General features: G+C 62.7%; 14 protein-coding genes. 9 read left to right on the forward strand and 5 right to left on the reverse strand.

Annotated features, from left to right (window positions below; translation table 11 throughout):
• Positions 1-4 precede the first annotated feature (4 nt).
• The 3 genes from QEN71_RS32725 to QEN71_RS32735 all read left to right on the forward strand — a co-directional run bounded on the left by QEN71_RS32725 (position 5) and on the right by QEN71_RS32735 (position 2794).
• Positions 5-1030: an ATP-grasp domain-containing protein gene (locus QEN71_RS32725; RefSeq protein ID WP_201647293.1), complete on the forward strand. Its 1026-nt coding sequence runs from the start codon at positions 5-7 to the stop codon at positions 1028-1030.
• Positions 1027-2106 carry a hydantoinase/oxoprolinase family protein gene (locus QEN71_RS32730; protein WP_201647294.1) on the forward strand — a complete coding sequence of 360 codons (1080 nt, stop codon included), beginning with the start codon at positions 1027-1029 and terminating at the stop codon, positions 2104-2106. The genes QEN71_RS32725 and QEN71_RS32730 overlap by 4 nt, the downstream gene beginning before the upstream one ends.
• Positions 2107-2203: 97 nt before the next feature.
• A complete protein-coding gene (locus QEN71_RS32735; protein ID WP_201647295.1) occupies positions 2204-2794 on the forward strand; it encodes an amino acid kinase family protein in 591 nt (196 codons plus the stop codon).
• 39 nt (positions 2795-2833) lie between these two features.
• On the opposite strand, the gene QEN71_RS32740 is transcribed toward QEN71_RS32735, so the two are convergent.
• Together QEN71_RS32740 and QEN71_RS32745 are read right to left on the reverse strand one after the other, a co-directional pair.
• Positions 2834-3532 (reverse strand): (5-formylfuran-3-yl)methyl phosphate synthase, encoded by a 699-nt coding sequence (locus QEN71_RS32740; protein WP_201647296.1) that lies wholly within the window; start codon positions 3530-3532, stop codon positions 2834-2836.
• A 24-nt stretch (positions 3533-3556) separates the two neighbouring features.
• Entirely contained in the window at positions 3557-4168 is a 612-nt protein-coding gene (locus tag QEN71_RS32745) for a DUF447 domain-containing protein (protein WP_201647297.1), read from the reverse strand.
• 426 nt (positions 4169-4594) lie between these two features.
• Between QEN71_RS32745 and QEN71_RS32750 the strand changes: the two genes are divergently transcribed.
• Positions 4595-4897 (forward strand): hypothetical protein, encoded by a 303-nt coding sequence (locus QEN71_RS32750; RefSeq protein WP_201647298.1) that lies wholly within the window; start codon positions 4595-4597, stop codon positions 4895-4897.
• Here QEN71_RS32750 and pqqA read toward each other — a convergent pair.
• Complete coding sequence (pqqA, locus tag QEN71_RS32755) at positions 4872-4946, reverse strand: pyrroloquinoline quinone precursor peptide PqqA (RefSeq protein ID WP_007576927.1); 75 nt, start codon at positions 4944-4946, stop codon at positions 4872-4874. The genes QEN71_RS32750 and pqqA overlap by 26 nt on opposite strands.
• Before the next feature lie 395 nt (positions 4947-5341).
• Here pqqA and QEN71_RS32760 point away from each other — a divergent pair, with 395 nt between their 5' ends.
• From QEN71_RS32760 to QEN71_RS32780, 5 genes are read left to right on the forward strand one after another with little or no spacing between them, the layout of a single operon-like run.
• A complete protein-coding gene (locus QEN71_RS32760) occupies positions 5342-6832 on the forward strand; it encodes a form I ribulose bisphosphate carboxylase large subunit (RefSeq protein WP_201647299.1) in 1491 nt (496 codons plus the stop codon).
• Between the two features lie 38 nt (positions 6833-6870).
• Complete coding sequence (locus tag QEN71_RS32765; protein ID WP_028364308.1) at positions 6871-7272, forward strand: ribulose bisphosphate carboxylase small subunit; 402 nt, start codon at positions 6871-6873, stop codon at positions 7270-7272.
• Between the two features lie 33 nt (positions 7273-7305).
• On the forward strand, positions 7306-8274 hold the full coding sequence (gene cbbX, locus QEN71_RS32770; RefSeq protein WP_201647300.1) for a CbbX protein: 969 nt from the start codon (positions 7306-7308) through the stop codon (positions 8272-8274).
• A gap of 9 nt (positions 8275-8283) precedes the next feature.
• On the forward strand, positions 8284-9384 hold the full coding sequence (locus QEN71_RS32775; protein WP_201647301.1) for a class 1 fructose-bisphosphatase: 1101 nt from the start codon (positions 8284-8286) through the stop codon (positions 9382-9384).
• Between the two features lie 33 nt (positions 9385-9417).
• A complete protein-coding gene (locus QEN71_RS32780; RefSeq protein WP_201647302.1) occupies positions 9418-10290 on the forward strand; it encodes a phosphoribulokinase in 873 nt (290 codons plus the stop codon).
• Between the two features lie 626 nt (positions 10291-10916).
• Here QEN71_RS32780 and QEN71_RS32785 read toward each other — a convergent pair.
• Positions 10917-12296, reverse strand: coding sequence for a DUF6513 domain-containing protein (locus QEN71_RS32785; RefSeq protein ID WP_201647303.1), 1380 nt, complete (start codon positions 12294-12296; stop codon positions 10917-10919).
• On the reverse strand, positions 12275-12874 hold the full coding sequence (locus QEN71_RS32790) for a flavoprotein (RefSeq protein WP_201647304.1): 600 nt from the start codon (positions 12872-12874) through the stop codon (positions 12275-12277). The genes QEN71_RS32785 and QEN71_RS32790 overlap by 22 nt, the downstream gene beginning before the upstream one ends.
• Between the last annotated feature and the right edge of the window lie 11 nt (positions 12875-12885).

A 12885-nucleotide genomic window follows, 5' to 3' on the forward strand; every position in this document is an offset into this window, starting at 1 on the left:
CTTGATGAAGCTCTGGGTTTATGAGTATCTCACTGGCGGCGGCATCGACGCGCAACTGGCGGGCAGCAGCAGTCTCGCCGATCTGAGCGCGCTCGTGGTCGAAGGGCGCGTGATGCGCGATGCGATTGTCGGCGATCTGCGGCAACTCGATGGCGTGCAGGTGAGTTTCGCGAGTTCGCGCTTCGAGCAGGTCGCGCCCGACGTGCCGCATGTTCGCGCGAAGCCGGGCGAAACGATGCTGGAGTTCGTGTCGCGGGCCGCGCGTGAGCACGACTACGCGTGGATCGTCGCGCCCGAGTGCGACGGACTGATGCTCGATCTCGCCGATGCCGTGGGCCCGGCGCGCTGGATCGGCTGCACGAAGGAGGCCATCGCGCTCGCGTCGAGCAAGCGCGCGACGGCGGCGCGGCTTGCGGCGCGCGGCATCGCCGTGACGCCCGCACTCGAGCCCGCACAAATCAACCCCGCGGTGCAGCGGCGCTGGGTCGTCAAACCGGACGACGGCGCGGGCGGTCTCGACACGCTTGTATTCGACGACGCCAACGCCGCGCGCGCCGAATACGCTGCGCGTTGCGCGGAGGCGCGCGAGACCGTGCTGCAGACGTGGGTGGACGGCGAGCCGCTGAGCCTGTCGCTGATCTGCGATAGCGAAGACGCGACGCTCGTCAGCATCAACCGGCAGAGAATCGAAGTGGACGCGCCCTCAGAGGGGCACGCAGGGCAGGTTCTCAGTTTCGACGGCGTGGATATCGACCGCATCGCTCGCGACAGCGCGCAAGGCCGCACGCTCGATGCGCTTGCGCGGCAGGTCGCGGCGTCGTTGCCGGGCTTGCGCGGCTTTGTCGGCATCGACGTTGTGTGGAACGCGGAACGCGGCCCGGTCGTGATCGAGGTGAATCCGCGCGCGACCGTCGCCTATGCGGGTTTGTCCGGGCGCCTCGGCCGCAATCTGGCTGTCGATGTGCTCGCGGCGCATGGTTTGCAGGTTGCGCCGCGCGCGAGGCTGGCCGCCTGCGGAACGGCATCATGAGCGCGCCCGTGGTGTTCGGCTGGGACGTCGGCGGCGCGCATGTGAAGGTGTCGCGGGTCGACGCGGCAGGCGTCGTCTGCGATATCGCGCAATGCGCGTGTCCGCTGTGGCAGGGGCTCGACCATCTGCACCGCGCAATCGACGCCGCGTTTGCGCGCTGGCCCGATGCCCGCGCCGCGCACGCGCGCCACGCCGTCACGATGACGGGCGAAATGGTCGATCTGTTCGCGGATCGCGAGCACGGCGTGCGCGCGCTCGTCGCTGCGCTCAGCGAACGGCTCGGCGCGCATACCGCGTTTTTCGCGGGCGCGTCGGGCTGGCTCGATGCCGCGCAGAGCGTCGATCAATGGCGCGCGGTGGCGTCGGCGAACTGGCTCGCGACGGCGCAGCATGTCGCGGCTTGCCTACCTGAGTGCGTGCTGATCGATATCGGCAGCACCACCACGGATATCGTGCCCATCGTCGACGCACGCGTCGCGGCGCGCGGCGTCAACGATGCGACGCGGCTCGTGACGGGCGAACTCGCGTATCACGGCGTCGTGCGTACGCCGTTGTGCGGCATCGCGCATCGGATCGCGTTTCGCGGCGAGACGGCGGGCGTGATGAACGAATGGTTCGCGACGAGCGCCGATATCTATCGCGTGACGGGCGAGCTGTGGCCGCCGCACGACCAGCATCCGAGCGCCGACAACGGGCCGAAGACGGTCGCGGCGAGCTGCGCGCGGCTCGCGAGAACGATCGGCCGCGATGCCGCCGACGCGACGGAAGACGAATGGCGCGCGTTCGCGCACGAATGGCGCGACGCGCAGTTGCGCGCGATCGATGCGAGCGTCGAGCAGGTGCGGGCGGCGCATCCGTCGCTGGCGGGTGCGCCCGTCGTCGGCGCGGGCTGCGGACGGTTTCTGGCGGCGGCGCTGGCAAGCACGCATGCATGCGATTACGTCGATTTCAGCACGCTCGTGCAGACGGCGACGGACGCGCCGCCCGATGCCGCCGAGTGGATCGCGACGTGTGCGCCGAGCGTGGCCGTCGCATGGCTGATGGCGGGGAGGAGGCGAGAGCAGCGCGCCGCGTGAAAGGGCGCGTGCGCAATGCAGCACCATCGATAAGCGCTGATGCCGCAACAGCAGAAGCGGCACGGTCGCGCAGTCGAACGAAAGCGAGGTAACGGATATGTGGGTGGTGAAGATCGGCGGCAGCCTGAGTCACGACCCGTCGCTGCGGGACTGGCTCACGCAGTTGTGGGAAGTCGGCGGCGGGCGCGTGGTGATCGTGCCGGGCGGCGGCGATTTTGCGGACAGTGTGCGTGCGTATCAGCGGGAATGGCAGTTCGACGATCTCGCGGCCCACAACATGTGTCTGCTCGCGATGACGCAATACGCGCTGATGATGCAGGCGGTGCTGCCCGACCTCGTGCTCGCGACGAACGAAGACCTGATAAGGCGCGCGCTGCGCAAAGGCAAGGTCGCCGTGTGGATGCCCGTGTGCCTGATGCGCGTCACGCCCGACGCGATGACCAACTGGGACACGACTTCGGACAGTCTCGCCGCGTGGCTGTCGACGTCGCTGAACGCCGAGCGTCTGATGGTCGTGAAGTCGTGTCCCGTCGGAGAAAACGTGCCGCTCGTCACGCTCGCGTCGAACGGCGTGGTGGACGCGAGCTTTGTCCACTACGTGAAAGAGGCGAATTACGAAGTCGAGCTGTTCAGCAAGACGGATGTCGCGCTGGTGCGCGAGCGGCTGCTGAACGCATCGGCCGTGTGATGGCGCTTTTTGCGTGACGTATCGGGCGTTTCGGGTGTGTCAGGCCGCGGCGCCCGGCGCGGCGTGATGCAGCGCGTCCGCCCACTGAGTGACGCGGCGCGGATCGAGCCGCGACGTGCGGCCGTTTTCGCAAAGCGCGGTGCGAAAGCCCGCGACATCGGGCGCGAGCGCACGGATGCCGTCGAGTTGCGCCCAGCCGAGCGAGCCCGCGATACACGCCATTGCGCCCGACGCGCGGATCGTCGCGATGTAGTGCGCGAGCGTTTCCTTATCGATGCAATCGAACAGCGTGCGTCCCGTCTTGCCTGCCGTATCGAACACGATGCCGACGAAGCGTAGCGACACGGCATGATCGATGAGCGACGCATCGACGCCATCGTCGCACAGCAGAACGGGCAGCACGGTGGCCTGCAACGCGGCGATGCGCGTGAGGCACGCCTGCGCATGCGGACCCGGCACAACGCCGACTTTCACAAAATCCACGCCTGTTTCGCCGACTTCCGTTGCGCGCGCCGCGATGGCGTCGATGGCATCGGACGGCAGATCGCCGATCGTCGCGCTGACGGGTTTCACGGGATAACGCGAGCGCAGCGTGCGCGCGATGCGCCAGATGTTGTCGATCGACACGCCGCCCAGCGCGCCTTCGCGCGGCTCTTTCAGATCGATCAGATCGGCGCCGGCGCCGGCTGCGTCGAGTGCTTCTTCGGCAGTGCGGACGCTTGCGAGCAATGCGGTCATCGGATTCTCCGTGGAGGCTGCGGCTCAGGACGTATGCGTCGGGTCCATGCCCGGCGCGGGCGCCTTGTCGACGGCTTCGCCTGTCGCGCGGAAATGTTCGACGGCTTGCGTGATCCAGTCCCAGGCGACGCGTTCGTAGGGTCCGGCCGTTTTGTCGATGGCGATCTGCAGGTAGGCCATTTCGTGATCGATCTTGTCGGCGGGCAACATGAAGAGCCGGCTCACGAGGATCGCGCCTTCGACTACAGCCGCCTGCGCGCGGTTGAAGCCGCCGAACGGCGCGTGTGTTTCCGTGTGGACGCAGCGCATGTGGAGGAGTGGACGCTGTGGATCGTCGGTGATGTGGTCGAGTTGCAGTTCTGTATGGGACAGTGGATGTTCTAGCCGCACGCTATTGACGTTGCTTGCCGCGCAGGTCGGCCAGTCGCGTTGGGCGCCCGTTACGCAGCCGGCGAATATGCGGACGTCTGTTGTGAAGTTGATGACGGCTGCGCGCGTCGAGAGGATGTTGTCCAGGGTTCTCGAGGGCCTGAATGGCGCTAACAGCGCCAGGCCATGTTCGAAGCGCACGCCCATCGGGGCGATGTGGGGGATGCCCTCGCGGGTGCAGGAGGTGATGATTGTTTCGTGAATCATCGTTCGATTGTTTTGTTACACGGGGTTTGGTTATGGTACTGCGTTTTTTTTTGCTGGCATCCGCGGTTTTTCGCTGGCATCCGCGATTTCGTATCCGTACTTCACGCGTTGCCCCTGTGCGGGGCGGCACCTACTTTTCTTTGCAGCGGCAAAGAAAAGTAGGCAAAAGAAAGCCGCTTCAAACCTCCGGTGCCCGCCAGGATAACGCTACGGCACACGATCTTTGAGCTGTCGCGCAGCGACGCAAGCACTCCGTAGAAAGCCCGCAGTCAGGCGCGCGCGGCGCGAAAGATGACATCCACACGGGCACATGCGGCGGCTTGTTTTGGTGCGCTTGCCGTCGGTTTGCGGAGGTATGTGTTCCAGACTGTGTGGGATTTTCGCGGCGTGCGCGGTTGACTGCGGGCTTTCTACAGAGTGCGGACGTTGCTGCGCGATAGCTCAACTGCGGCACGCTACAGCGCTATCCTGGCAGGCACCGGAGGTACAAAAGCGGCTTTCTTTTGCCTACTTTTCTTTGCCGCTGCAAAGAAAAGTAGGTGCCGCCCCGCACAGGGGCAACGCGTGAAGTACGGATACGAAATCGCGGATGCCAGCGAAAAAATTGCGGCACTGCAAAAAAGCAAAAAAACCAAAAAACCAGAAATGCCGCTCCGCGGAAAGCAACAACAACGACCCGCCGCGGAGCGGCGAACAGCGATCATCACCTCGTGGCGATATACATCGTGATTTCAAACCCGAAACGCATATCCGTATAACCAGGTGTAGTCCACTGCATATCCGTCCTCCTTCGAGAGTGAAAAAAAAGCGGTCCCTTTGCGGCGAGCAAACAAAAGCACACCGCTCTCGGCCCATGTTGCTGATGCAACTGTCGTACCAGTCGCCAGCGGCACGGGAGGGACACGTCCCGCTTATGTCCCGTTCCTGCTTACGCGCCTTACTGTGGCGGAACCGCAGCAAAGTGTTCCACGAGCCGATCACTCATTGTGGACGCATTTCGCACGATGTGCACGCGTCTTAACGGATCGCTTAAGCCTGCTGAAAAAAATCGTGAATTCACTTCATCCAATGTGCCGCCTACATTGACCTCCAAGGCCGGCCGTTTCGATGCGCGCCGCTACCACCCAACACCCCAAGGCGTGCGAGCGCCATGACCCATATCGAGGCAGCGTGATGAACGATTTCACCAGGGAAGCCGTCAAGCCAGCAGCCGCGCAGGCAGAAAAGCGCTCGCGTTACGCAGCAGGTGTTCTCAAGTACCGCGAAATGGGCTACTGGCAGCCGGATTACACGCCGAAGGACACGGACATCATCGCGCTCTTCCGCATCACGCCGCAGCCAGGCGTCGAGCCGGAAGAGGCGGCCGCCGCCGTCGCAGGCGAATCGTCGACGGCTACCTGGACCGTGGTCTGGACCGATCGTCTCACCGCGTGCGACATGTACCGCGCAAAAGCATTTCGCGTCGACCCCGTGCCGAATTCGACCGCAGACGAGCCTCAGTACTTTGCGTTCATCGCGTATGAACTCGATCTGTTCGAAGAAGGATCGGTGGCGAATCTCACGGCTTCCATCATCGGCAATGTGTTCGGTTTCAAGCCGCTCAAAGCGCTGCGTCTCGAAGACATGCGCATTCCCGTCGCGTATCTGAAGACGTTTCAAGGGCCGCCGACGGGCATCGTCGTCGAACGCGAACGGCTCGACAAATACGGGCGTCCGCTGCTCGGCGCGACCGTCAAGCCGAAGCTCGGTTTGTCGGGCAAGAACTACGGACGTGTCGTATATGAAGGCCTCAAAGGCGGGCTCGATTTCCTGAAGGATGACGAAAACATCAATTCGCAGCCTTTCATGCACTGGCGCGACCGCTATCTGTTCGCGATGGAAGCCGTCAACCGCGCGCAAGCCGAGACAGGCGAAATGAAGGGCCATTATCTGAATGTGACGGCGGGCACGATGGAAGACATGTACGAGCGCGCGGAATTCGCGAAGGAACTCGGCTCGTGCATCGTGATGATCGATCTGGTGATCGGCTGGACGGCGATCACGTCGATGGGTCGCTGGGCGCGCAAGAACGACATGATCCTGCATCTGCATCGCGCGGGGCATGGCACGTACACGCGGCAGCGCAATCACGGCATTTCGTTTCGCGTGATCGCGAAGTGGCTGCGCATGGCGGGCGTCGATCACGCGCATGCGGGCACGGCTGTCGGCAAGCTCGACGGCGATCCGCTTTCCGTGCAGGGCTATTACAACGTGCTGCGCGAGTCGCACAACCCTGTCGATCTCACGCGCGGCCTTTTCTTCGACCAGCATTGGGCAGGCTTGCGCAAGGTGATGCCCGTCGCGTCGGGCGGCATTCACGCGGGGCAGATGCATCAGTTGCTCGATCTGTTCGGCGACGACGCGATCCTGCAATTCGGTGGCGGCACGATCGGCCATCCGTCGGGGATTCAGGCGGGTGCAACAGCGAACCGCGTTGCGCTCGAAACGATGGTCAAGGCGCGCAACGAGGGCCGCGACATCGCCAACGAAGGCCCCGATCTGCTCGAAGCGGCCGCGCGTCATTGCACGCCGCTCAAGCAGGCGCTCGATACATGGGGCGACGTCACGTTCAACTACACGCCGACCGATTCACCCGATTTCGCCGTCACGCCGAGCGTGGCCTGAAAAAACGCCTCTCAAACCCGAAGTTTCTGGAGCCAGCCATGCGTATCACGCAAGGGACGTTTTCCTTTTTGCCCGACCTGACCGACGACGAAATCCGCCTGCAGATCCAGTACGCGCTCGACCAGGGCTGGGCATGTTCCGTCGAATTCACGGACGACCCGCATCCGCGCAACACGTACTGGGAAATGTGGGGTCTGCCGATGTTCGATCTGCGCGACGCAGCGGGCGTGATGATGGAAGTGACGCGTTGTCGCGATGCGTATCCGCAGCACTACGTGAAGGTGAACGCGTTCGATTCGGTGCGTGGTTTCGAAACGATGCGGCTGTCGTTCATCGTGAACCGGCCCGATGTGGAACCGACGCTCGTGCTGGGCCGTCAGGATGATCGCTCGCGCGTGCAGCGCTATTCGCTGACGACGGTGCATGCCGCGCCGCGCTAGCCGCGTATCGAACGATAACAGGGAGACGATGCGATGAACGCCGTGATCACGGAGCCACCGACGCAGACGCATGCGCCGCAGCAGGTCGATCTGCTCGCGCTCTTTCGCGAGTCGGGCATTGCAGGCGTGCTCGACGAACTCGATCATGATCTTGTCGGCCTTGCGCCTGTGAAGACGCGTATCCGCGAAATTGCCGCGCAACTGCTCGTGGGACGAGCACGCGAGGCGCTCGGCATCGAAAGCGGCGCGCCGACTCTGCATATGTGTTTCAGCGGCAATCCGGGCACGGGCAAGACGACCGTCGCGATGCGCATGGCGGACGTGCTGTTCCGGCTCGGCTATATCCGGCGCAATCATCTCGTGTCCGTGACGCGCGACGATCTCGTCGGGCAGTACATCGGCCACACCGCGCCGAAAACGCGCGAAGTGCTCAAGCGCGCGATGGGCGGCGTGCTGTTCATCGACGAAGCGTATTACCTGTATCGCCCGGAAAACGAGCGCGATTATGGGCAGGAATCGATTGAAATCCTGCTGCAGACGATGGAGAACCAGCGCGACAATCTGGTCGTGATACTCGCCGGCTATGCGTCGAAGATGGACACGTTTTTCCGCAGCAATCCCGGCTTTCGCTCGCGGATTGCGCACCATCTGTCGTTTCCCGATTACGCGCCCGATGAACTGCTGCTGATCGCCGAGCGCATGCTGGACACGATGCATTACCGGTTCGACGCCGATGCGCATCGCGCTTTCGAGGACTACCTCGCGCGGCGTGTGCGTCAACCGAACTTCGCGAACGCGCGCTCGGTGCGCAATGCGCTCGACCGCGCGCGGCTGCGCCAGGCCAATCGCCTGTTCGCGGATGCGCTGGGCGGCGGCGCGAGCGCCGATCCCCCTTCGCTGACGCTGCTGAGCGCCGCCGATATCCGCGCGAGCAGCGTGTTCTCCGAATCTGGCGGCGCCGGAATGCAATCCGGCGCGGCACCCGAATCCCCCACTTCGTAGGAGAGCATCATGCGCCACGCAACCATGACGTTGACGAGGTTCCTCGCCGGCGACGCGGACCATCTGATGGCCACGCGCCCGCCCACTGGGTTACAGGCGGTGCTGCACGAAGTCGCCGCATCGGTGAAGACGATCGCATCGGCCCTTGCGCGCGGCACGCTGGGCGACAGTGCGCAGGCCGATTCCGTCGCGGGCGGCGCGGTGCTCGCGTACGCCACGCGCCGCCGCAAGCTCGCCGAAACGGCCGCGCGCAATCGTCACTCGGACGAAGCCGACAAGCCCGAGTACCAGCTTGCGTTCGATCCGCTGAACTGCCCGTGGAATGCGGACATCAACGGCACGGCGGGCTCGATCTTCTCGGTGATGCGCGTGCAGTCGCAAGGCAGCGACGCGAACGGTGCGGACGTGCGCGCCGAAGCGTATGGCGAACTGGACTGCGAGCCTTACGACGAACCGTACGGTGCACCGTTCCTGCAACCGGGCCGCGAGCAGGCCGCTGCGGGCTACACCATCTACGGCCCCGCGACGATGCTCATTCTCACGCTCGGAGAGGGCACACATGGCTTCACGCTCGACGGACAGACGGACGAGTTCATGCTCACGCATCCGTCGATCCGCATTCCCGACGAAACAGGCGAGATCGCCGTCGACGCCTCCAATGAGCGCTTCTGGGAGCCGCCCGTGCGCCGCTATGTGCACGAATGCCGGGAAGGGCGCGCGGGCTGTCGCGAACGCGATTTCAGCCTGCGCTGGAGCGATGCGCTGGTGCCGGAGGTGCATCGCATCCTGATGCGCGGCGGGCTGTTCCTGATGCCGCGCGATTACCGCACGCGATCGGCGATGCGCGGACGATTGTCCGCCGTGTACGACGCGAGTCCGCTCGGCTTTCTCGTCGAGCAGGCGGGCGGCATGGCGACGACAGGGCGGGACCGCGTGCTCGATGCGGCGCCGCGCACGTTCCATGAGCGCATGCCGCTGATACTCGGCTCGACGAGCGAGGTCACGCGTATTGGCCGATATCACCGCGAGCACGATCTCGGCATCGATACGCCTTTCACGTCGCCGCTTTTTCGTGAGCGCTCGCTGTTCCTTCCGGAGACGTCGATCTGACGGGTCGCCTTAAAGCGAGACAGGAGACAACGCATGTCAGTCAGACATCCGATTGTTGCTGTGACGGGGTCGAGCGGCGCGGGCACGACCACTGTCATGAGGAGCTTCGCCCACATTTTTCGCAGGGAGAAGATCAATGCGCAGATTATCGAAGGCGATGCGTTCCACCGGTATGACCGTCTCGGCATGCGTGAGGCGTTGCGGCAGAGCGAACGCGACGGCGTGCGCAATTTCAGCCACTTCGGGCCCGACGCGAATCTGCTCGACGAGCTGGAGCAGTTGTTCGCGGCATATGGTGCATCGGGCGGCGGGCAGTTTCGCCGCTACGTGCACGACGAAGCGGACGCCGTCGTGTACAAGCAGGACCCGGGGACGTTCACGCCGTGGGAGGACATCCCGGTAGGCACGGACATGATGTTTTATGAAGGGCTGCATGGAGCGGCCGTGACCAGCAAGGTCGACATCGCACAGCATGCGGATCTGCTCGTCGGCGTGGTGCCGATCATAAATCTGGAGTGGATTCAAAAGCTGCATCGTGACCAGACGCTGCGCGGCTATTCGCACGAGGCTGTCGTCGATACGATTTTGCGGCGGATGCCGGATTATGTGAATTACATCTGTCCGCAGTTTTCTCGGACCCATGTGAACTTTCAACGTGTTCCCACTGTTGATACTTCTAATCCTTTTACCGCTCGCGAGATTCCTCAGCCTGATGAGAGCTTTGTAGTTATTCGGTTCTCCAAGCCGAAGGGCATTGATTTTCCTTATCTGCTTACCATGCTGCATGATTCTTTTATGTCGCGGCCTAATGTTATTGTTGTTCCTGGTGGGAAGATGGGGCTTGCTATGCAGTTGATTTTTACGCCTATGATCTTGCAGTTGCGTGATCGGCAGGCGCGGGTTTGAGGTTTTTGTTTTTGCTTTTTTCTTTTTCTGGCATCCGCGAATTCGTATCCGTACTTCACGCGTCGCCCCTGTGCGGGGCGGCACCTACTTTTCTTTGCAGCGGCAAAGAAAAGTAGGCAAAAGAAAGCCGCTTTTGAACCTCCAGTGCCTGCCAGGACAGCGCCGCGGCACGCCGCAGTTGAGCTATCGCGCAGCAAGGTCCGCACTCCGTAGAAAGCCCGCAGTCAACCGCGCACGGCGCGAAAAGCCCCCAAACAGTCTGGAGCACATACCGCCGCAATCAATTGACGGCAAATGCAAAAAAAGTGCTGACCGAATGTGCTCCAGGTGGATGTCATGTTTCGCGCCGCGCGCGTCTGACTGCGGGCTTTCTACGGAGTGTTGGCGTCGCTGCGCGACAGCTCAAGGAACGTGTGCCGTGGCGTTATCCCGGTAGGTACCGGAGGTTTGAAGCGGCTTTCTTTTGCCTACTTTTCTTTGCCGCTGCAAAGAAAAGTAGGTGCCGCCCCGCACAGGGGCAACGCTAGCAAACCGATACGAAAACGCGGATGCCAGCGACACGGATGCCAGCGAATCAAAACCAAATCAACCCAGACCAAACCAACCCAGACCAACCCAGACCAACATCACTTCTTTTTAGTAACCCCTGGCGCACACCAAACATTCAAATCCTCTTGAGCCTGATCGACCTGACACCCCCAATCAAGCGCTTGATCCTGATCAAACCTTTTCCCGAGTAGAAAAGCGATCTCAGCCCGGGCGGCTTGCACGCCCATATAGAAAGCATGCCCACCATCATTCTCAATCTTGAGATGCGGATACAGAGCAAAGGGATCGCTCTCAACAACATGCGTATCCCGGTTATAAACATGAATCCCATCGACGGACACTTGCACACGAAAATTAGGATCCCGCACCTGCGCGGCGAACGCAGCAATCTCAGAAGGATCATAAGGAAAAGGCCGCTTGGAATGCAGAGCAGACAGAGCAGGAGAGATACCTTTAGGCAGCACTTGCGCCTCATGAGCAGCATGCATCACGCGCCGCGCGACATCCGCTTCCCGCACCGCACGCCGCGCATGCAAACTAACCGAAGTGGTCAACACAGCAGACACACGCAACTCGGCGGCAACACCGAGCAACACAGCATTGATCCCGCTAGTATCAGCCTCAGTCAACTCAGTGAGATTCCCAACCCCAAGCATGATGGCAACATCAGGATACCGCTCACGCAACGCGACATAACGCGCAATCGAAGCAGCAAACCCAAACGGAATCGGATCGAGAATCGGATCGGCGAGAAAGGGTTTGCCGCGCGCAGTGAGCGTATCGATCGCCTGATGCAACGACGCCATATCACGCGGCTCGCGTGCAACGACAATCGGCGTCGCGGACACTTCGTCGGCGATCCACAGCGTGTCGATGTTCAGGCTCATCAGATAATCCGCGCCCGCACGACCGCCGCGCAGCAGTTCATCGCTGACCATCGAATCGACGCTCACTCGATAACCCTTCGCCTTCAGCATGCGCACGGCGTCTTCGAGATGCGGAAACGGCGTGTCGGGCAGACAGCCCACGTCGATCACATCCGCGCCCTGATCGGCATAGTGCTGCGCGCGCGCAGCAATACCATCGAGATCGAGTCGTGGCGCATCGACGATCTCCGCGAAAATTTCCGTCGTGTAGCGCGACAGATCGAACTTGCGCGCCGCTTGCCCGAAATGCAAAGGCAAGTCCTTCGCTTCTTCCGGCCCGCGCTCGACAGGTACGCCGAAATGTTCGCTCAACGCCGCGAGATCGCCGCGGCATCGTCCCGGCACGATCATGCGGTCCGCGCGCAGCGGCAACGTGACGCGTCGGCGGATCATGTCGGCCGTCATCAACGCGGCGACCTGCAAGCCGATTTCGCGTACTTCCCACGTGAACGGCACGTTCGTCATGCCTTCCAGTACCTGCACGACGCTTTGTTCGGCGAGCCTGCCGGTCAGGAAGACGATGTGTTCCATGCGAGCCCGAGGTTCGATAGCCGTTCGCTCAATGCCGCGCGCAATTCGTCGAGCGAGCGCGCGACGGTCGTGTGTTCGATGCGCGCCAGCCGTTCGACGTTCTCGAGTTCGATCGCGCGCGGTCGCACTTCGACCCATTCGTGCGGGCTCTGCGTGATGACGCTCGGCTCGGTGTCACACGCGAAAACGATGCCGGGTATGCACTGCTTGCCCGCTTGCGCGTAGAGATTGGTCGGCAGCGTATCGGAGATGCCGAACGCGCATTTGGCCACGGTATTGCTGGTGGCGGGCGCGATCACGACCGTGTGATAGATGCCTTCGTACAGCATGCCGACGGGCACGCTGCTCGCGCTGTTGTCGCGCACCACGCGAAAATGCTCGCGCAGTTTCGGCACGGTCCAGCCGTAGAGCGGCAACACTTCCTCGCCCGCAGCAGACAGAAACAGATCGATGCCCGGCAGTGCGAGCGCGATATCGATCGATTCCTCCAGCATGTGGCCGGAGCCCGTGATGCACCACGCAAAGCGCGCGTCGGGGCGGAAAACGCCGGGGCGGCGAGCGGGCGTGGGTGCATTCATGCGCGATTTAC

It is taken from the genome of Paraburkholderia sabiae (genome assembly GCF_030412785.1).
Lineage (GTDB): Bacteria > Pseudomonadota > Gammaproteobacteria > Burkholderiales > Burkholderiaceae > Paraburkholderia > Paraburkholderia sabiae.